The organism is Streptomyces sp. NBC_00572 (genome assembly GCF_026341815.1).
Taxonomy (GTDB): Bacteria; Actinomycetota; Actinomycetes; order Streptomycetales; family Streptomycetaceae; genus Streptomyces.
The window spans coordinates 2,220,056-2,238,794 of record NZ_JAPENX010000001.1; the positions used below are offsets into that span (position 1 = coordinate 2,220,056).

Consider the following 18,739-nt stretch of genomic DNA (forward strand, 5'->3'; position numbering starts at 1 on the left):
GTGAGGTCGTCACCTCCACGCACTAGGGTGAGCGACCCCGAGGAGCCCGTTCGGCCGTCCACGGGGGAACAGCCGGACGGGCTCCACCCACCAGCACGCGAAGCCATCCACCACGAGGGGATCAGCATGGGCGACATCGACGCCACCAACCCGGTCGTCACGCCGGAGAACCTGCACATCACCGGCACGGAGACCGACAAGATCGGCACGAAGAACCTGCATATCACCTCCGAGCCGGCAGACGCGATCGCGGACAAGGTCCTCGGCGACGGACCCGCCGAGAACCTCCACATCACGTCCGAGCCGGCCAACTAGCCACTCCCGACGGGGAGCGGCCGCGGCGGCGACTTCGGGGGAGCCGCCGCGGCCCACCAGGGAGGTCCGGTCGACGGGGGGCACACGGAACCGGGGGCGCCCGGGGCGGAACCAGGGGGGATCCGTCCGGGCAGGTCCCGTGAGCAACGCGATCGGACCACCGCAAGTGGAGGGGCCGGGCTGATGCCCGGCCCCTCCTTCGTGCCCGGACAAGGCGCTGTCGCGACCTGACATGCCGACGCAGCACGTCGACGGCGGCGAAGCCGCTCGTCTCCCGGCCTGAGCGCACTCCCGCCGCGCTCCGCGTGGCTCTGGCGCAGGTCGCGCCGCACCGCCTCGCGGAACCGGCCCTCACGTCTACCTGTCGCACCGCGGGTCCAGCGGAGCCCTCGTTTCCCGGGCCACGTACGTCCTCCAGCGGGCCAGCGACGTGGTCGGTTCCTCCTTCGCGTAACGGATCCAGCCGACGCCCCCGGAGTCGGAGAAGTCCTGGTCGTAGCTGACGACGTAGGTGCCGCCGGGGGTGAGAACCGGGCGGAGGGGGTCGGTGCTCGTGTAGCGGCCCTGGGGGTTCACGAGCACACCCTGGGCGAGGGTGAGCGTCGCGGGGACCTCGCCCTTCAGGGAGTGCAGGACTCGGAGGCGGACCCGGAGGGTGCCGGCGTCGCCGTCCCCGCTCGGCACGTAGCGGACGATCTTCTCCACCTTCGCGTAGGCGAGTTGGCTCATCTCGGCAGGGACGTACTCCTCGCGGGACAGGTCCGGCTCGCACGACCATTCCCCGGGGCGGGAATCCCTCGCGGCCCAGGCTGTGACACCGAGGGCGAGCACTCCCGCGAGGGCGAGCGCGAGGCCGATGGTCCAGTTCCGGGGCAGGTGCCGCTCCACCGCTTCCGGTTCGGGGGCGGGGTGCGCAGCCCCCGGTCCGCGCCCCGATGCGGCCGGCGAGCCCCCCTCCGGAAACCGTGCCACGAGGCGCGCCCCGCACTCCGCGTCCTCGATCGTCAGGGTGCCCGAGTGGTCCGTGGCGATGTCGCGGGCGATCGGGAGACCCAGGCCCGCGCCGCCCGACGTGCGGGTGCGGGAGGCGTCGAGGCGGGTGAAGCGGTCGAAGACGCGGGATCGGTCGGCGGGCGGGATGCCCGGGCCGTCGTCCTCCACGGTCAGGATCACGGTGTGGGCCGACGTGACCGTGACCTGCGCCTTCACCGTCGACTTCGCGTGCCGGCACGCGTTCGCCAGCAGGTTGCGGAGCAGGCGCTCCAGGCGGGTCGCGTTGCCGTGGACGAGCGCCGGGGCCGGGGCCTCGCACGTCACCACGAGGCCCGTCGCGTCCGGCAGGTGCTGGTGTTCGCGGACGAGATCCTCCGCGAGGGCCGCCAGGTCCACCTGCTCTCGGGGCGGCGCCGTGGCCCGGTGGCTCGCGAGGAGCAGCAGGTCGTCGGCGAGCGTCTGGAGCCGTACGACATCGGCGGCCGCCTCGGCCACCGCCTCCGGCCAGTCGGTGACCGAGTCAGGGTGCCGCAGGGCCGTCTCCAGCTGGGCGCGCAGGGCCGCGAGCGGGCTGCGCAGTTCGTGGGCGGCGTCCGCGACGAACTGCTGCTGCCGCGCCGAGGCCTGTTCGAGGCGGTCCAGGGTGTCGTTGGTCGTCACCGCGAGGCGGGCGATCACGTCACCCGTCGGCGGGACGGGGACCCGCCGGTCGAGCGACTGGCCGGTGATGTCCGAGAGTTCGCGCCGGATCGCCTCGACAGGGCGGAGCGACGCCCGCGCCGCGACGTGGACGAATACGCCGGTGAGCAGCGTGACGAGCGGGGACCCGGTGATCAGCGCGATCCAGTACACGTCGGCCAGCGACTCCGCGCCCGACGGCTGGGCCCGCCGTAGGACCTCGATGCTCGCCGCGAAGAGCCCGCCGGTGGTGGCCGCTGCCACCAGAACCGTACGACTGCGGTACGGGAGCCGGACCGCGCTGTTGCCGAGCGCCGTCCACACGACCGCCGCCGTCAGGAGGCCGGCCGAGGGGCCGATGAACATCAGGCCCCAGCGGAGGGCCTCCTCCGCGACGAGCCACGGCTTGACCGGGTTCTCCCGGGCGAGCCACGCGCAGTACGTCGCGAACAGCGCGCCCGAGGTCACGGCGGCGGCCCCCGTCGTGCGGAGCCGTACCGCCGTCGGGTGGCCGGTCCCGGCGAACCAGCAGGCCACGGCGACGCACAGCATCCCGATCCACGGGCCCGTGTCGGCGAGCAGTTCCACCTGTGGACCGACCCGGTCGTCCACGATGAGGACGGCGATGACCGGGGAGCGCGGGCCGGCCCTCCGGTCCGCGTACTCCAGCAGGCACACGGCCGCCACCACGACCAGGGTGGCCACGAATCCCGATGCCCAGACCGGGCGGTACCTTCTCCCCCACTCAGACACGTGCCGTCACCCGGTACCCGGCGCCCCGCACCGTCTCGATCGTCTCCCGCCCGAAGGGGGCGTCGATCTTCCTCCGTACCGCCCTGATGTACACGTGCACGATGTTCGGGTCGCCGGTGAAGTCCGCCGACCACACGTCGTCGAGGATGTCGAGCGTCGGCACGACCTCGTCGAGCCTCAGCAGCAGGCAGTGCAGCACCGCGAACTCCTTCGGCGTCAGCGGGATCACCGCCTCGCCCCGGCCGCACGTCCTGCGCGCCGGGTCGAGCCACAGGTCGCCGCATTCCAGGACGGTGCGTGTGCGCGCCCCGCCCCGGCGCAGCAGGGCGCGGAGCCGGGCCTCCAGGACGACGTACGAGAAAGGCTTGGCCAGGTAGTCGTCGGCGCCGGTGTCGAGACCCTCGGCCTCGTCGTACTCGCCGTTCTTGGCCGTCAGCATCATCACCGGCACGGCGTTGGACTCGGCGCGGAGCCGGGAGCAGACCTGGTAGCCGTTGAGGCCGGGCAGCATGATGTCGAGGAGGACGGCCGCGTAGCGGTGCTCCCGGGCCAGGTGCAGTCCGGTGACGCCGTCGTGGGCGACGTCGACCGTGTAGCCGACGGCCGAGAGGCCGCGCCGCAGGGAGGCGGCGATCCCCTCCTCGTCCTCGATCACCAGTATGCGCATGGGCCGAGTATCGCCGGACCGCCGGAGCAAGGGCTGAGGAAATCCTCAGGGTCCTTCAGCACCGTCTCAGGGGCGGACGGCGAGGGTGCCCCGCATGGCCTTGATCACCAAGCTCCCGACCACCGCGCCCCCGACCACAGCGCCTCCGACCGCCGCCTCCCGTACTGTTCCCGCCCTCCTCGCCGCCGTCTTCCTCGCCCTGTACGCGGTGTTCGCGCTGCGCGAGCACGCCCGCTTCCGGACGACCGGCTACGACCTCGGGATCTTCGGGCAGGCCGTGCGCGCGTACGCGGAGGGGCGGGCGCCCGCCTCGGAGATCCGGGCCGCGACCGCCCCGGCCGGTTTCACGGGAGACGCGTATCCGCTGCTCGGCGACCACTTCCACCCCGTCCTCGCCCTCCTCGCGCCGCTCTACCGGCTCGCACCGCACGTCGAGACGCTCCTCGTCGCACAGGCCGCGCTCGTCGCCCTCGCCATGTACGTCCTCGCCCGCACCGCCCAACATCACCTCCCCGCCAGGAAGTTCGCCCCGGTGGCGATCGGGACGGCGTGCGGGCTCGGCTGGGGGACGCAGGCGCTGATCGGCTTCGACTTCCACGAGGTCGCCTTCGCCGTACCGCTGCTCGCCCTCGCCTGCCGCGCGTACCTCGACGGACGGACCCGGGCCGCCGCCTGCTGGGCCGCCGCCCTGCTCCTGGTGAAGGAGGACCTGGGGGCGACAGCGGCCGTGTTCGGGCTGCTGCTCGTGCGGCAGGACCGGCGCACGGGGCTGGTCCTCGCCGCCGGGTCCGTGCTCGGCATGTTCCTGATCGTGTACGGGGTGATCCCGGCGTTCGCGGCGGACGGGCGGTACGTGTACCTGAGCCAGGCCTCCGGGGCGTACGGGCTCCTCGACGGCTGGCCGGTGAAGTCGCTGACCGTCCTGGCGCTGCTCGCCGCGACCGGCGGGCTCGTGCTGCGCAGCCCCCTCGCCCTGCTGCTGCTTCCCACTCTGGCCTGGCGGTTCACCTCGGCCAATCCGGCGCACTGGGAGCCGGGGCTGCACTACTCGGCGGTGCTGGTGCCGATCGCCTTCGCGGCCCTGGTGGACGCACTGAGGAGGGGCGTACGGCTGCCGATACGCCTCCCGGTGGCCGTACGGCTGCCGATGGCCGGCGTCCCCGTGGCCCTTCCGCTCGTCACCGCACTCCTCATGCTTCCCTTCCAGCCCCTCGGCTCCCTCGCCACCCCCGGTTTCTGGCGCGACGGCCCGCGCGAGGCCGCCGCCCGGCAGGCCCTGGAGCTGGTGCCCGACGGGGCCCGGGTCGCGGCGAGCAACAGTCTCGCCCCGCATCTGACCGACCGGGCGACCGTGCATCTGGTCGCGGACGGGGTCCTCGACCGGCGGCCGGCCGTGGAGTGGATCGTCGCCGACGTACGGGAGCAGTGGCCGGCGGGCGCGGTCGAGCGCGTGTTGCGGCGGGCCGGGGAACAGGGGTGGCGGGTGGTGCGGGAGACGGAGGGGATCGTGGTTCTGAGCCGTCAGTGGGGTGTCGGATGCGCTGCACCAGCACGTGCGGCGGACACAGCGTGGTCATGTCGTCCTCGTCAGAGGTGAACAGCGTCACCAGGCCCCTCTGGCGCCCCGCGATCACCGCGTCACACCTCAGCGCCCCCGCAGCTCCCCCTTCACCACCTTCCCGCTCGCGTTCCTCGGGAGTTCCGTCACGAACTCGACCTCCCTCGGCACCTTGTAGTTGGCCATCTCCCGCCGCGACCAGGCGATCAGGTCGTCCGCCGTGACCCGCGCCCCCGGCCTCCGTACCGCGAAGGCCTTTCCGACCTCACCGAGCCTCGGGTCGGGGATGCCGATGACGGCGACGTCGGCGATGTCGGGGTGGAGGCCGAGGAGTTGCTCGATCTCGGCGGGGTAGGCGTTGAAGCCCCCCACGATGAACATGTCCTTGAGGCGGTCGGTGATGCGCAGGTTGCCCTTCTCGTCGAGGACCCCGATGTCTCCCGTGTGGAGCCAGCCGGCCTCGTCGATCGCCGTCGCCGTCTCCGCCTCGTCCTCGAAGTAGCCGCTCATCACGTGGTGGCCGCGGACCAGGACCTCGCCCGTCGGCGAGACCCGGACCTCCGTGTCGGGGATCGCGCGGCCCGACGTGGTGGCCACCGTCTCGGCCGGGTCCTCACGGCGGCACATGGTGACGATGCCGCTCGCCTCGGAGAGGCCGTACGCGGTGAGGACCGTGCCGACGCCCAGCTCCGTGCGGAGGCGCTCGACCAGGCGGAGGGGGACCACCGCCGCGCCCGTCACGACGAGGCGGAGCGAGGACAGGTCGTGGGCGGGGCGGGCAGGGTGGTCGAGGAGGGACTGGTGGAGGGTGGGCGGGCCGGGCAGCACGGTGACGCGTTCGGCGGCGATGTGGGCGAGGACGGTGTCGACGGTGAAGACGGACTGGGGGACGATCACCGCGCCCCGCATCAGACAGGCGAGGATCCCGGCCTTGTAGCCGAAGGTGTGGAAGAAGGGGTTGACCACGAGGTAGCGGTCGCCTTCGCGGAGGCCGGCGAGTTCGGACCAGATCGCGTAGCAGCGCAGGCTCTGGGCGTGGCTGATGACGGCACCCTTGGGGCGGCCGGTGGTGCCGGAGGTGTAGATGATGTCGGAGGGGGCCGCGGGGTCGATGGCGGCGGCCCGCGCGTGGACCCGGTCGGCCGGGACCGCGTCGCCCTCCGCGAGGAACTCCTTCCAGGTGGTCCACTCCTCGGGCGCGGTGTCGCCGAGGACCACGACCTTCTCCAGGTCCGGCAGGTCGACCCCGGAGCGGCGCAGGGAGGCCACGTACGAGGTGCCGAGGAAGGTGCCGGTGACGAACAGCAGCCGGGCCCGGGAGCGCTGGAGGATGTGGGCGGCCTCGGCGCCCTTGAAGCGGGTGTTGAGGGGGACGAGGACGGCCCCGGCGGTGACCGCGCCGAGCGCGGAGACGATCCAGTCGAGGGTGTTGGGGGCCCAGATCGCGACCCGGTCCCCCGTCCGTATGCCGGTGGCGAGGCAGGCCGCCGCCGCCCGTTCGACGCGTTCGCCGAGTTCGGCGTACGTGACGCGGTTGCGGCCGTCGACGACCGCCTCCCGTGCGCCGTACCGCTCGGCGGCCGCCCGTACGAGACCGGGGATCGTGCCCCACTCCAGGTCGCCGCGCATCTCCGCCTCGGCCGCTTGACGCATCTCCACCTCCACCACTCCCCTTAGCTGACTATCCGTCAGATTAGTTGTAACCTGACGCGCTGTCAGTAGCGCTGTCACACGGGGAGGTTGTCTTGCTCAAGGACGCAACGGCCATCGTCGGGATAGGTCAGACCGCCTTCGCCAAACAACTCCCCGAGACGGAGAGGACACTCGCCTGCCGGGCGATCCTCGCCGCCCTCGACGACGCCGGCATCGACCCCTCCGAGGTCGACGGCTTCGCCTCGTACACGATGGAGGAGACCGACGAGGTCGAGGTCGCCAAGGCGATCGGCGCCGGCGACGTCACCTTCTTCTCCAAGGTCGGCTACGGCGGCGGCGGTTCCTGCGCCACCGTCGGGCACCTCGCCGCCGCCGTCGCCACCGGACAGGCGAGCGTCGGCGTCGCCTGGCGGTCCCGGAAGCGGGGCAGCGGCCCCCGCCCCTGGAAGAACACCGCCGTCCAGCTGCCCACCCCCGGCCAGTGGACCCGCCCCTTCGGGCTGCTCCGCCCCGCCGACGAGATCGGCATGCTCGCCCGCCGCTACATGCACGAGTACGGCGCCACCCGCGACCACCTCTTCAACGTGGCCCTGGCCTGCCGCAACCGCGCCAACCAGAACCCGGCCGCGATCATGTACGAACGCCCGCTGACCCGCGAGATGTACATGACCTCCCGCTGGATCAGCGAACCCCTCTGCCTCTTCGACAACTGCCTGGAGACCGACGGCGCGCTGGCCTGCGTGATCGTCAGCGCCGAGCGGGCCCGCGACTGCCGCCAGAAGCCCGTGTACGTCCACTCCGCCGCCCAGGGCCTGCCCGCCCAGCACCACGGCATGGTCAACTACTGGAACGACGACCCGCTCTCCGGCCCCGCCTGGACCGCCGCCCGCCACCTCTGGAAGCAGGCCGACTTCGGCCCCCAGGACGTCGACGTCGCCCAGATCTACGACGCCTTCACCCCGCTCGTCCCGCTCTCCCTGGAGGGCTACGGCTTCTGCGGCCGCGGCGAGGGCGCCGCCTTCACCGAGGGCGGCGCCCTGGAGATCGGCGGCCGGCTGCCCCTCAACACCGGCGGCGGCGGACTCAGCGAGGCGTACGTCCACGGCTTCAACCTCATCAACGAGGGCGTGAAGCAACTCCGCGGCACCTCCACCGCCCAGGTCCCCGACGCCGCCACCTGCCTGGTCACGGCGGGCGAGGGAGTCCCCACCTCCGCCATCCTCCTCAGGAGCTGATCCCGATGCTGACTCCCGTCACCGACGAGGACGGCGCCCCCTTCTGGGAGTACGCCGCCCGGGGCGAACTGCGCGTCCAGAGCTGCGCCGACTGCGGCGAGCTCCGCTTCCCGCCCCGCCCCTGTTGCCCGCACTGCCAGTCCTTCGCGAGCGAATGGCGCCTGATGTCCGGCCGCGGCCGGATCTGGTCGTACGTGCTCCCCCACCCGCCCCTCCTGCCCGAGTACGCCGCCCAGGCCCCGTACAACGCGGTGATCGTGGAACTCACCGACGCCCCCCGGATCCGCCTCGTCGGCAATGTGGTCGCCGCCCCGGACGCGCCCCTGAACTCGGTCGACCCCAGCAGGCTCCGGATCGGCGCCCCGGTGAAGGTGGCCTTCGCCGAGATCGACGGCGTCACCGTCCCGCGCTGGCTCCTGGAGCGCGGATGAGCATCCGTGTCGAGCGGGACAAGGAGACCGGGGTCGCGGTCGTCACCCTCGACCGGGCCGAGAAGCACAACGCGATCACCCTGGAGATGGCCCGCGAGCTGAGCGCCGTCTGGCGGGGGTTCCGGTACGAGGACGAGGTCCGCGCGATCGTCGTCACCGGGGCCGGGGGGCGGGCCTTCTGCACCGGAATCGACCGGGCGGCCGTCGGGAACGTGCCGCAGCCCTCGTCCCCGTACACGATCGACGATCCGCTCCTCGCGATCGGCCCCAAGGCCAACGACCTGTGGAAGCCGGTCGTCGCCGCCGTCGAGGGCATGGCGTGCGGCGGGGCGTTCTACCTGCTCGGCGAGTCCGAGTTCCTGGTCGCCGGCGAGGGCGCCGCCTTCTTCGACCCGCACACCACCTACGGCATGGTCAGCGCCTTCGAGACCGTCCACATGGCGCAGCGGATGCCGTACGGGGAAATCGCCCGGATGGCCCTGATGGGCAGCGCCGAACGGATCTCGGCCCGGCGGGCGTACGAGACGGGGCTCGTCTCCGAGCTGACCCCGCCCGGCGGTGCGCTGGCCGCCGCGTGCGAGGCGGCCGCCGTCATCGCGGGCCACCCGACGGAGGCCGTGCAGGGGACCGTCCGGGCACTCTGGTCGGTGAAGGAGGCGGCCAGAGCCCAGGCGCTCGCGCACGCGCCGCACCTGGTCGCCCTGGGAAACCTGCCGCCGGAGCGACAGGCGGAGCTGTTCGGGCGCAGGGCGGGGGGCCATCGCCTCAGGTGATCCGGCCCCGGCCGGCCGTCCCCGTCCCCGTCCCTCGGATGCCTACTGGACCCGCACGTCGTACACCCAGCAGTTCTTCACCTGGCCGACGGCCTTCGGGTACTCCATCGCGACCTCGAAGGTCTTCGTCTTGCCGCCCTCGACGGTGACGAGGGCCTCGGCCGAGTCCACCGCGGTGCCCGAGGCGCCCTTGAACTCCAGGGTGACCCGGAACGTCTCGGTGTCCCAGGTCTTCGAGGTGATCTCCAGGGTCGCCGTGGTGTCCGCCTTGCGGGCCGGCTTGCCCTTGCGCTTCTTCTGCGCGGGCTTCACACAGTCGACGACCACGACATCGGCCGTCGCCCGGGAGGCGGTGGGGGTGGGCGCCGTGGTGTTCGAGCCGGAGCCGCCCGAACCGCTGTAGTCGTCGTTGCTCTTCTCGTCGCTGGAGCAGCCGCCGCCCGAGTCGTCGTCCGAGTGGCCGCGGCTCTTGCCGCTCTTGCTCTTCCCGCTGCCGCCACCGCTGCTGCTGCCGTGGCCGGTGTGGAAACCGGTCAGCGCCAGCACCACCACCGTGAGTGTCGCCGCGAGCTTCAGGCGTGTGCGTACCATCGCGCTCCCCGTTCTCCGTGTCGTGTCCGCGCCACTTTAGCGAGGCCCCGATGCCGCGTGGCGGGCCCCCCGCACCGGGCGTAGCGTCGGGAGCGAGAGCCGGACCGCCGAGGAGGCCGCATCGATGATTCGCAACATCGTCGGCTCGGTGCTGGCTCTCGCCGGAGCGACGGCCGCCGTCTGGAGCCCCTTCCGTGCCTGGTACGACGGCCGTCACGGTCGTGATTACGCGATCGACGAGCTGTTCACCGGCATCACCGACGACAGGGGCGAGCTGCTCGGCTCGATCCTGGCGCCGTTCCTCTTCGCCGCCCTCCTGACCCTCCTCGGGGTGGTGCTGCGCTCCCGGCTGCTCGTCGCGCTCGCGGGGATCGTCGTCCTCGGCTTCACCGTTCTGTGGATGGTGCGGGTCGGGCAGGCCGAGGGCAGTCTCACGATCGGCGGCGACGGTGCGGGGCTCGGTGACGGGGTCGCGAACGCCTTCGGCGGCGGGATCCTGCTGCTGCTCGGCGCGGTCGTGATGTCGGGCAGGTCCCGTCCGCCGCACCGGGTGGACCAGCCGCCCCGGTTCACGCATCCCACGCTCGACGGCCCGCCGCCGGACGACACGTCCACCCTGGAAGCGCCGCGTCAGCACCCGCAGGCCTCGGCTCCGTACGCGGCGACGCAGACCTTCGACGTACCGACGCCGGACCCGGAACGGGAGAACCCGCCGCCGAAGGGCTAGCGCCCTCCGGTCGACGGGTTCCCGTCCGTACGTCGTACGAGCTAACGCCCCGCGGCACCCCGGCCGGTGGCCGTGCCCTTGACCGCGTCGAGCGCGTACACGCAGCGGTCCTTGCTGCAGGCGTACACGACCCCGCCCCTGACCACCGGGGAGCCGGTGATCTCGCCGCCGGTCGCGAGCTTCCAGCGCAGCTGACCGCCGGTCGCGTCCAGGGTGTAGAGGACGTGGTCGGCCGAGCCGAAGTGCACCCTGCCGTCGGCGACGACCGGGGAGCCGACCAGCTCGCCGCCCGCCGCGAACCGCCACCGGGGCGTGCCGGTGACCGCGTCGAGCGTGTAGAGCGCGCTGCCGCTGCCGACGTGGATGTTGCCGTCGGCGACGAGCAGCGGTTCGGCCGACTGACGCGGCTCGGTCGCGATGCGCCAGCGGTCCTGGCCGGTGGTGGCGTCGATCGCGTACACCGTGCCGAGGTGGTCGGCGAGGTACACCCCGCCGCCCGTGACCGCGGGGCCCTGGGCGAAGGCGGGCGGGGAGAGGAAGACGGCCGGTGCCTCGAAGTGCCAGCGGACGTGTCCGGCGGCGATGTCGAACGACAGGACCCGGGTCCCGGCGGAGACGTACACGCAGCCGTCCTCGGCCGGGGCGACCCGGACGGGCACGTTGGCGCAGGAGGCGGCGTCGCCGATCGGGTACGACCAGCGCTCCACACCCGTGCGGGCGTCGAGGGCCTGGAGCCGGGCCTCCCGCCACACGTACACGGTGTCGCCGTGCACGGCGGGCCCCGCCTCCGGGGTCTCGAAGTCGGTCTGGGCGCCGGTGATCTCCCACAGCTTGGCGCCGTTGGAGGCCTCCCAGCCCTGCACCCCGCCGCCGCGCGTGCCGGTGACGACGGTGCCCCGGTCGACCTGGAGCGAGTACACCCAGGCGTCCGTCCGCAGCCGCCAGCGCTCGCTGCCGTCGGTCGCGTCGAGGGCGTAGAGCGTGGGCCCGTCGGAGGCGTGGATACGGCCCGAGGCGACGGCCATGGACCAGGCCACGTCGCGGGTCTTGAACTGGCGCCGGCCGCTGCCGGTGTCCAGGGCGTGTACCTCGAAAGAGGTCACGTACAACAGGTCGCCGTCCACGACCGGCGTACCCCAGACGTCGTTCGACATCCGGAAGCGCCACGGCCGCCAGGGGCCGGGCTCCGCCGGTGCGGCCTGGTCGGCGCCCTGTGAGGGGACACCCATCGGGCGGGAGCCGGGCGGCGGGCCGGGCTCCCCGGCGTACGAGCCGTGGTCCGCGCCGTGCGGGCCGCCGCCGGGCGGACGGATCCAGCCGGTCGCCGGTCCGGCGTCGGCGCTCCGGCCGACGGCGAGCGCGGCACGGGTGTCGGCGACCCGTGGGCCCGGGCCGATCGGCACGGTCGCGCCGCCGAGGCGTACGGGCCCGCCCGCGCTCTCGGCGGGCCCCGCGTGCCGGCCACCGCCGACGGGCGCGGGCTCCGGGAAGCGCGGGTCGGCGCCCCGGTCGGCGGGCTGCCGGGGCGGGCGCGGCGGCATCGGCGGCGCGGTCGACGCCGGGGCCGGGCGGCCGCCGCGGCGGGTCTCGATCATGTCGGTGGCGCTCCGCGGCAGCCAGGCCGAGGCCGTGCCGCTGTCGTCGCTGCCGGGGCCGAAGAGATGCGGGGCCAGCTGGGCCTGGAGGTCGGCCGGGGTGGGCCGGCGGGTGACGTCCATCTGCATGCAGGCGTCGATGAGGGGCCGCAGCTCGTCGGGCAGGCCCTCCAGGTCGGGGCCCTCGCGGAGCAGCATGAAGACGGTCTCGACCGGGTTGGCGCCGTGGAACGGCGCGTGGCCGGTGGCGGCGAAGACCAGCATCGAGCCCAGCGAGAAGACATCGCTCGCGCCGGTGACGCTGCGCGAGTCGCGGGCCTGCTCGGGCGACATGTAGGCCGGGGTGCCGACGGCGACGTTGGTCATGGTCAGGCGCGTGTTGGAGACGCCCGACGCGATGCCGAAGTCGATCACCCGGGGGCCGTCCTCGACGACGAGGACGTTGGAGGGCTTGAGGTCACGGTGGACCAGGCCCGCGCCGTGGATGGACTGCAGGGCCTCGGCGACGCCGGCGGCCAGCCAGCGCACGGCCTGGGCCGGGAGCGGTCCGCACTCGTTCACTATCTCTTCGAGCGAGGGCGCCGGGACGTACGCGGTCGCCAGCCAGGGCACGGCTGCCCGCGGGTCGGCGTCCACGACGGCGGCCGTGTAGAAGCCGGAGACCGCCCGCGCGGCCTCCACCTCTCGGGTGAAGCGGACCCGGAACAGCTGGTCCTCGGCGAGCTCCGTGCGCACGGTCTTGATCGCCACGCGTCGGCCCGAGGCCGAGCGCGCGAGATAGACCAGGCCCATTCCGCCCGCGCCGAGCCGGCCCAGCACCTCGAAGGGCCCGATGCGTCTCGGGTCGTGCTGCGTCAGCTGTTCCACTTGCCTGCCACCTCCCCGTACGGGCCATGAGGGTACGGCCCCGTGGCCCTGATTCTTCCTGTCCGGGGGCCCGGTTGCGAACCCGGGGGCGGATCGGGGTGTCACAGGTCATATCGGAGCCATCCGGAAGGGAAGCCTCACGTCGTACCGGACGGCTCCGAGAGGACCGCGAAGCGCGCGCCCTGGTTGTCGTGCAGGACGGCGATGCGGCCGTGGGGGGTGTCGAAGGCCGGGGTGGCGACCCGGCCGCCGAGCCGGACGGTGGTCTCGCAGGCCTCGTCGCAGTCGTGGACGGCGAAGTAGACGAGGACGTGGCCGGGCATCTCCGCGGGGAAGTCGTCGCTGATGACGGCGCGTCCTCCGAAGGCGCTGTCGTCGCCGGGCCGGGAGCCGGGAGGTGACCAGACGCGGTAGTCGAAGCCGGGGTCCCTGCCCTCCTCGTCGGGGGCGGCCTGGCGGCCAAGGTAGCCGAAGACGGTGGCGTAGAAGGTGTCCACGGCGTCGGGACGGCGGGTGTACACCTCCATCCAGCAGAAGGAGCCCGGTTCGTTGACGGTCTGGAAGCCGTTGTCGTCGCCCGACTGGCGGAGGCCGAAGACGGCGCCGCCGGGGTCGGCGGCGAGCGCGAGGACGCCGAAGGGGCCGACGGGGTAGGGCTCCATGACCATCTGGCCGCCGGCGGCCTTGATCCGGGCGGCGAGGGTGCCGGCGTTCTCGGTGGCGAGGTAGACGGTCCAGGTGGTGGGCATGCGGCCGTCGCGCTTGGGGAGGAGTCCGGCGACGCGTCGCCCGTCGAGGAGGGCCTCGTCGCGGTCGGGGTCGAAGGTCCAGCCGAAGAGCTCGCCGTAGAAGCGCTTGCCCGCTTCGAGGTCGGGGAGCTGTGCGTCCACCCAGCAGGGGGTGCCCTCAGTGCGTACGGCCATGTCACCACGCTAGGTCCGTGGTGGCGACGCCGCACGCCCCGACGTGCGAACAAAGTGGCGATTTATCGGTCCAGAACCCTTGGGACAGTTGAGTTGTCCACCGAAGTTGTCCACAGGCTGTTCATAAGCCTATTCGGGTACGGGGATCCCGCGGCCGTCCGCCCCACTCCCTGGGAGTGGCGCAATCCCGCCCCTCCCCGTCCGTGCCGCACCCACGGAGACACGCGTGCCGACCTCGCAGAACACGAGTGGCCGGGGGGTGCACCCCATTTGCAGTCGGCCGAATCGCGCGCCGACACCCCCTCGGTAAGCTGACGGCATGACAGGACAAGTACGCACCGTCGACGGCCGCGTGGCCGGACGACGCGGCCAGGCGACGCGGCAGAAGCTGCTCGACTGCCTCGGTGAGATGCTCAGCTCCTCGCCCTACCGGGACGTCAAGGTCATCGATGTGGCCCGGAAGGCGGGTACTTCACCCGCGACGTTCTATCAGTACTTCCCGGACGTCGAGGGAGCGGTTCTCGAGATCGCGGAGGAAATGGCCAAGGAGGGCGCCGGGTTGACCGAGCTGGTCTCCGGCCGTTCCTGGGTCGGCAAGGCCGGCTGGCAGACCTCCGAGGAACTCGTCGAAGGCTTCCTGGACTTCTGGCGGAAGCACGACGCCATCCTCCGGGTCGTGGACCTCGGCGCCGCCGAGGGCGACAAGCGGTTCTACAAGATCCGCATGAAGATCCTGAACTCGGTCACCAACTCCCTCACGGACGCGGTGAAGGAGCTCCAGGCCAAGGGCAAGGTCGACAAGGAGGTCAGCCCCGCCGCCATGGCCGGCTCGCTCGTGGCGATGCTGGCCGCGGTCGCCGGCCACCAGAAGGGCTTCACGACCTGGGGCGTGAAGCAGGCCGAACTCAAGCCGAACCTGGCCCTGTTGGTGCATCTGGGCATCACCGGCAAGAAGCCGACCAGATAGCCCCACCCCCTCCTTCACCCGTCCTGTCGTCGACGCCGACGGCGGCCCGCCCCCACGGACCGCCGTCGGCGTCGCCGTGTCCGGGCGAGCTCCGCGACGGCACGTCACAGGCTGCGGGCGGTGATGTCGCCGTAGGAGGTGGTGGCATGGATGTTCAGGCCGGCGGCGGCGCCGTCGGTGTTGGTGAGGGCGTTGTGGAGGCGGCCGTAGGCGGTGCGGGCGTCGAGGGTGGCGGAGACGCCGCGGGCGGCGCCGACCGTGATCGCGCCGGACTCGGTGCGCAGGACCACTGAGCCGGTGACGGCTTCGGTGATGCGGAGGTCGCCCTTCTGGGTGCTGATCTCGGCGGCGCCGCCGAGGCGGCCGACGGTGATGTCGCCGGCGAGGAGGGTGAGGCGGGCGGTGGCGGTCTCGTCGAGGGTGACGGTGCCCTGTGCGCCGTCGAAGGTGACGTCGCCGAGGCGGCCGACGCCGCGGAGGTCACCGGCGGCGGTCTTCGCCTCGATGCGGGAGCCGGCGGGCAGCTGGACGGTCACCTCGACCGATCCGGAGTCGCCCAGGAGCCGGTTCTTGGCCGGGGCGGCGGCGATCCGCAGGACGCCGTCGGCGTACTCGACCGAGACCTGCTCGGCGGCCTTCAGGTCGGCGGACTTGGCGGGGTTCGCGGGCCGGATGTCGACCGTGGCGTCGTCACGGTCGGCGGCGATGAGCTGGATGCGGCCGGCGGGGATGTCGAGGACGGTGATGATCGCGGCGGTGGCGGCGAACTTCTGCAAGGTTCTTCTCCTTCTTGAGGCGGTCCCACTCTCGGGCCCGCCGTTTCCGATGAAGGAAAAGCTACGTTGCATTCATGGATCCGACAACACATTCATTGCGTAAGATCGTCATCCCCGCAGGTCAGAACGAGTATTTCGTTGCAGTGACCCTGCAGGCTAATGCAACAACCCTCCCTCTTGCAGTTGCAATGAAATGAGAGTGAACGCTCTTCGGTGCCGGTTCGACGCCCGGTCAGCGTCTCGTCAGCCGGAAGAGCCGGATCTCGCGGTCGATCCGTGCCTGGTACGTGGCGTACGGCGGCCAGAACTCCAGGGCCGCCCGCCAGGCCTCCGCCCGCTCCTCCCCCGTGAGCAAATCCGCCCGTACGGGCACGTCCTCGCCCTTCCAGTTCACCTCGACGTCCGGATGGGCGAGCAGGTTCGCCGTCCACGCCGGATGTCCGGGGCGGCCGAAGTTGGAGCCGATGAGCAGCCAGCGGCCGTCCGTCTCCGGCATGCAGGCCAGCGGGGTGACCCGGGGAAGCCCGCTCTTCGCACCCCGGGCGGTGAGCACCACCCCGGGCAGCATCTGGGCGCTGAGCAGCACCTTTCCCCTGGTCAGGCGGTGCACGGCCTTGTCCATGGCGGGCACGACGTGCGGGCCGATCCGGGCGAACGTCCGGGTCGAGGACATCTTCTGCATCAGCTTGCGTCCGACGGGCATCTACGCCGCCACCTCTCCGAAGAGTCCGGTCCGTTCCGCCGCCCGTGCGCGCAGCCGCCGCACGGGCCCGAAGAGCAGTTCGTCGGAGGCGGCCCGCTTGAAGGAGAGGTGCGCCTCGTGCTCCCAGGTGAATCCGATGCCGCCGTGGAGCTGGATGGACTCCCCCGCGGTGGCGCGGAGCGCCTCCAGGGCGTGGGCGAGGGCGAGCGGCCCGCTGTCGGGTCCGGGTCCCGGCTCCCGCGCCGCGCAGTAGGTGAGGGAGCGGGCGGCCTCGACCTGGACGTAGAGGTCGGCGAGCCGGTGTTTGACCGCCTGGAAGGAGCCGACGGGTCGGCCGAACTGCTCGCGCGCGGTGACGTGGGCGACGGTCCGGTCGAGGGCCTCGCGGGCGGCGCCGACGGCTTCGGCGGCCAGCATGACTGCGGCGGTGCGGCCGGTGACGGCGAGCGCACCGAGGACGTCGGCCGGTTCCTCGCCGAGGAGTTCGGCCTCGGTGTCCCTGAACTGGACGGTGGCCTGGGTGCGGGTGAGGTCGAGGGTGGTCTGCCGGGTGCGGACGAGCCCCGGAGCCGCGTCTCCCTCCTGTTCCGCCCGGACGAGGAAGAGCAGGGTGCGGCTGCGGGCGAAGCCGCCGGTGTGGGCGGCGACGAGCAGCAGTCCGGCGCTGTGTCCGTCGAGGACCTGGGCGGCCTCCCCGTACAGCCGCCAGCCTCCGTCGGCGGCGCGTGCCTGCACGCCGCCCGCGCGGCCGCCGCCGGACCAGTCCTCGGCGGTGTTGTCGCCGGTCAGGCCGAGGGCGAGGGCGAGGGCGCCGCCGGGGACGGCGAGGGCGCTCGTGAGGCTTCCGTCGGCGAGCCGCGGGAGGAGTGCGGCGCGCTGCGCGGGGGTGCCGAGGGCGGTGAGGAGCGGGGCGGTGAGGACGCTGGTGGCGAGGAGCGGGGAGGGGGCGAGGGCGCGGCCGGTCTCCTCGCAGGCGAGGGCGAGTTCGGCGGGTCCGCAGCCGACTCCTCCGTACTCCTCGGGGAGGGCGAGCCCGGCGACGCCTAGGGTGCCGGACATCCGGGCCCAGAGCTCGGGGTCGTATCCCTGGGGGGTGGCGGTGGCGGCCCGGTTCTCCTGCGGCCCGGCCCGTTCGGCGAGCAGGTCGCGCAGGGTGCGGCGGATCTCCTGCTGCTCCTCGGTGAGCGGGGCGGCGAGCGAGGCGGTTCCGGCGGCGGCGAGCGCTGCGCTGTCGGCGGCGTCCATGGGGCTCCCTCCGTTTCTGACGGTGCGTCATGCTAGGCCCGCGCCGGGCCGGTTGCCAGAGTCGCGCCGGTCCCGATCGAATGAATCTGATGTACCGTCAGATTCATGCCGACCATCGCACCCACCACCGCACGCAGCCCCCGCCGCGTCGCCGTCGCCGGCGTCGCCCTCGCCGACTGCGGCCGGGTCGACGAGGCCACCCCGTACGCCCTGCACGCCCAGGCCGCCCGGCGCGCCCTCGCGGACAGCGGCCTGGACCGCTCCCTGATCGACGGCCTCGCCTCGGCGGGCCTCGGCACCCTCGCCCCGGTCGAGGTCGCCGAGTACCTCGGGCTCCGGCCCCGCTGGGTGGACTCGACCGCCGTCGGCGGCGCCACCTGGGAGGTCATGGCCGCGCACGCCGCCGACGCGATCGCCGCCGGCCACGCGAACGCCGTCCTCCTCGTGTACGGCTCCACCGCGCGCGCCGACATCCGCGCCCGGCGCCGCACCGCGAACCTCTCCTTCGGGTCGCGCGGCCCGCTCCAGTTCGAGGTGCCGTACGGGCACACCCTGATCGCCAAGTACGCGATGGCCGCCCGCCGCCACATGCACGAGTACGGAACGACCCTGGAGCAGCTCGCTGAAGTGGCCGTCCAGGCGCGGGCGAACGCGGCGCTCAACCCGGAGGCGATGTTCCGCGAGCCGATCACCGTCGACGACGTCCTGTCCGGCCCGATGATCGCGGACCCCTTCACCAAGCTGCACTGCTGCCTGCGCTCCGACGGCGGCTGCGCGGTGCTGCTCGTCGCGGAGGAGTACGTCCAGGACTGCCGTACGGCCCCGGTCTGGGTCCTCGGCACGGGCGAGCACGTCTCCCACACCACGATGTCGGAGTGGGAGGACTTCGCGGTCTCCCCGGCGGCGGTCAGCGGCCGGCTCGCCTTCGAGCGGGCGGGCGTGACCCCGGCGGACGTCGACCTCGCGGAGGTCTACGACGCCTTCACCTACATGACCCTGGTGACGCTGGAGGACCTGGGCTTCTGCGCGAAGGGCGAGGGCGGGGCGTTCTTCCGGGAGAAGGACCGGCTGCCGGTGAACACGGACGGCGGTGGACTCTCGGCCTGCCACCCGGGGATGCGGGGGCTCTTCCTGCTGGTGGAGGCGGTACGGCAGTTGCGCGGGGAGGCACCGGGGCTCCAGGTGCGGCGACCGGACGGAAGCCTGCCGGAGGTGGCGGTGGCGTCGGGCACGGGGGGCTGGTTCTGCTCGTCGGGGACGGTGGTCCTCGGTCGGGCGTGACCCCCGGC

The 18,739-nt window shown here is 72.9% G+C and carries 17 protein-coding genes; 8 read left to right on the forward strand and 9 right to left on the reverse strand.

Annotation, left to right across the window (positions count from 1 at the left end):
- The first annotated feature begins 126 nt into the window (after positions 1-126).
- Positions 127-315 (forward strand): hypothetical protein, encoded by a 189-nt coding sequence (locus OG514_RS10015; protein WP_266893014.1) that lies wholly within the window; start codon positions 127-129, stop codon positions 313-315.
- A 357-nt stretch (positions 316-672) separates the two neighbouring features.
- Here OG514_RS10015 and OG514_RS10020 read toward each other — a convergent pair whose 3' ends face one another.
- Together OG514_RS10020 and OG514_RS10025 are read right to left on the reverse strand one after the other, a co-directional pair.
- On the reverse strand, positions 673-2,691 hold the full coding sequence (locus OG514_RS10020) for a cell wall metabolism sensor histidine kinase WalK (RefSeq protein WP_266893015.1): 2,019 nt from the start codon (positions 2,689-2,691) through the stop codon (positions 673-675).
- A gap of 40 nt (positions 2,692-2,731) precedes the next feature.
- Entirely contained in the window at positions 2,732-3,406 is a 675-nt protein-coding gene (locus tag OG514_RS10025) for a response regulator transcription factor (protein WP_266893016.1), read from the reverse strand.
- Positions 3,407-3,500: 94 nt separating this feature from the next.
- Between OG514_RS10025 and OG514_RS10030 the strand changes: the two genes are divergently transcribed.
- Positions 3,501-5,003 carry a DUF2079 domain-containing protein gene (locus OG514_RS10030; RefSeq protein WP_266893017.1) on the forward strand — a complete coding sequence of 501 codons (1,503 nt, stop codon included), beginning with the start codon at positions 3,501-3,503 and terminating at the stop codon, positions 5,001-5,003.
- A 48-nt stretch (positions 5,004-5,051) separates the two neighbouring features.
- On the opposite strand, the gene OG514_RS10035 is transcribed toward OG514_RS10030, so the two are convergent.
- Positions 5,052-6,593: a FadD3 family acyl-CoA ligase gene (locus OG514_RS10035; RefSeq protein WP_266900813.1), complete on the reverse strand. Its 1,542-nt coding sequence runs from the start codon at positions 6,591-6,593 to the stop codon at positions 5,052-5,054.
- 116 nt (positions 6,594-6,709) lie between these two features.
- On the opposite strand from OG514_RS10035, the gene OG514_RS10040 reads away from it, so the two are divergent.
- The 3 genes from OG514_RS10040 to OG514_RS10050 are packed head-to-tail and all read left to right on the forward strand — an operon-like array spanning position 6,710 to position 9,056.
- Entirely contained in the window at positions 6,710-7,852 is a 1,143-nt protein-coding gene (locus OG514_RS10040; RefSeq protein WP_266893018.1) for a lipid-transfer protein, read from the forward strand.
- 5 nt (positions 7,853-7,857) lie between these two features.
- Positions 7,858-8,283, forward strand: a complete 426-nt coding sequence (locus OG514_RS10045) for a Zn-ribbon domain-containing OB-fold protein (protein ID WP_266893019.1) — start codon at positions 7,858-7,860, stop codon at positions 8,281-8,283.
- Complete coding sequence (locus tag OG514_RS10050) at positions 8,280-9,056, forward strand: enoyl-CoA hydratase/isomerase family protein (RefSeq protein WP_266893020.1); 777 nt, start codon at positions 8,280-8,282, stop codon at positions 9,054-9,056. The genes OG514_RS10045 and OG514_RS10050 overlap by 4 nt, the downstream gene beginning before the upstream one ends.
- Before the next feature lie 42 nt (positions 9,057-9,098).
- On the opposite strand, the gene OG514_RS10055 is transcribed toward OG514_RS10050, so the two are convergent.
- Positions 9,099-9,647, reverse strand: coding sequence for a hypothetical protein (locus tag OG514_RS10055; RefSeq protein ID WP_266893021.1), 549 nt, complete (start codon positions 9,645-9,647; stop codon positions 9,099-9,101).
- A 124-nt stretch (positions 9,648-9,771) separates the two neighbouring features.
- On the opposite strand from OG514_RS10055, the gene OG514_RS10060 reads away from it, so the two are divergent.
- Positions 9,772-10,374 (forward strand): hypothetical protein, encoded by a 603-nt coding sequence (locus OG514_RS10060; RefSeq protein WP_266893022.1) that lies wholly within the window; start codon positions 9,772-9,774, stop codon positions 10,372-10,374.
- A 41-nt stretch (positions 10,375-10,415) separates the two neighbouring features.
- Here the strand turns inward: OG514_RS10060 and OG514_RS10065 are convergent, their stop codons facing one another.
- Entirely contained in the window at positions 10,416-12,836 is a 2,421-nt protein-coding gene (locus tag OG514_RS10065) for a PQQ-binding-like beta-propeller repeat protein (protein WP_266893023.1), read from the reverse strand.
- 137 nt (positions 12,837-12,973) lie between these two features.
- On the reverse strand, positions 12,974-13,759 hold the full coding sequence (locus tag OG514_RS10070; RefSeq protein ID WP_266893024.1) for a VOC family protein: 786 nt from the start codon (positions 13,757-13,759) through the stop codon (positions 12,974-12,976).
- Positions 13,760-14,078: 319 nt separating this feature from the next.
- Between OG514_RS10070 and OG514_RS10075 the strand changes: the two genes are divergently transcribed.
- Positions 14,079-14,726 (forward strand): TetR family transcriptional regulator, encoded by a 648-nt coding sequence (locus tag OG514_RS10075; protein WP_030315615.1) that lies wholly within the window; start codon positions 14,079-14,081, stop codon positions 14,724-14,726.
- 104 nt (positions 14,727-14,830) lie between these two features.
- Here OG514_RS10075 and OG514_RS10080 read toward each other — a convergent pair whose 3' ends face one another.
- The 3 genes from OG514_RS10080 to OG514_RS10090 all read right to left on the reverse strand — a co-directional run bounded on the left by OG514_RS10080 (position 14,831) and on the right by OG514_RS10090 (position 17,450).
- Complete coding sequence (locus tag OG514_RS10080) at positions 14,831-15,502, reverse strand: DUF4097 family beta strand repeat-containing protein (RefSeq protein ID WP_266893025.1); 672 nt, start codon at positions 15,500-15,502, stop codon at positions 14,831-14,833.
- A 232-nt stretch (positions 15,503-15,734) separates the two neighbouring features.
- Positions 15,735-16,205, reverse strand: a complete 471-nt coding sequence (locus OG514_RS10085; RefSeq protein WP_266893026.1) for a nitroreductase family deazaflavin-dependent oxidoreductase — start codon at positions 16,203-16,205, stop codon at positions 15,735-15,737.
- Positions 16,206-17,450, reverse strand: a complete 1,245-nt coding sequence (locus tag OG514_RS10090; RefSeq protein WP_266893028.1) for an acyl-CoA dehydrogenase family protein — start codon at positions 17,448-17,450, stop codon at positions 16,206-16,208. It lies immediately after the preceding gene.
- 105 nt (positions 17,451-17,555) lie between these two features.
- Between OG514_RS10090 and OG514_RS10095 the strand changes: the two genes are divergently transcribed.
- Positions 17,556-18,731 carry an acetyl-CoA acetyltransferase gene (locus OG514_RS10095; protein WP_266893030.1) on the forward strand — a complete coding sequence of 392 codons (1,176 nt, stop codon included), beginning with the start codon at positions 17,556-17,558 and terminating at the stop codon, positions 18,729-18,731.
- The last annotated feature ends 8 nt before the right edge of the window (positions 18,732-18,739 follow it).

Bases quoted from the DNA above. Each gene is read 5' to 3' on its own strand.
- OG514_RS10015 (WP_266893014.1), top strand. From the start codon at position 127: ATGGGCGACATCGACGCCACCAACCCGGTCGTCACGCCGGAGAACCTG.
- OG514_RS10025 (WP_266893016.1), bottom strand. From the start codon at position 3,406: ATGCGCATACTGGTGATCGAGGACGAGGAGGGGATCGCCGCCTCCCTG.
- OG514_RS10030 (WP_266893017.1), top strand. From the start codon at position 3,501: ATGGCCTTGATCACCAAGCTCCCGACCACCGCGCCCCCGACCACAGCG.
- OG514_RS10035 (WP_266900813.1), bottom strand. From the start codon at position 6,593: ATGCGCGGCGACCTGGAGTGGGGCACGATCCCCGGTCTCGTACGGGCG.
- OG514_RS10045 (WP_266893019.1), top strand. From the start codon at position 7,858: ATGCTGACTCCCGTCACCGACGAGGACGGCGCCCCCTTCTGGGAGTAC.
- OG514_RS10050 (WP_266893020.1), top strand. From the start codon at position 8,280: ATGAGCATCCGTGTCGAGCGGGACAAGGAGACCGGGGTCGCGGTCGTC.
- OG514_RS10055 (WP_266893021.1), bottom strand. From the start codon at position 9,647: ATGGTACGCACACGCCTGAAGCTCGCGGCGACACTCACGGTGGTGGTG.
- OG514_RS10060 (WP_266893022.1), top strand. From the start codon at position 9,772: ATGATTCGCAACATCGTCGGCTCGGTGCTGGCTCTCGCCGGAGCGACG.
- OG514_RS10070 (WP_266893024.1), bottom strand. From the start codon at position 13,759: ATGGCCGTACGCACTGAGGGCACCCCCTGCTGGGTGGACGCACAGCTC.
- OG514_RS10075 (WP_030315615.1), top strand. From the start codon at position 14,079: ATGACAGGACAAGTACGCACCGTCGACGGCCGCGTGGCCGGACGACGC.
- OG514_RS10085 (WP_266893026.1), bottom strand. From the start codon at position 16,205: ATGCCCGTCGGACGCAAGCTGATGCAGAAGATGTCCTCGACCCGGACG.
- OG514_RS10090 (WP_266893028.1), bottom strand. From the start codon at position 17,450: ATGGACGCCGCCGACAGCGCAGCGCTCGCCGCCGCCGGAACCGCCTCG.
- OG514_RS10095 (WP_266893030.1), top strand. From the start codon at position 17,556: ATGCCGACCATCGCACCCACCACCGCACGCAGCCCCCGCCGCGTCGCC.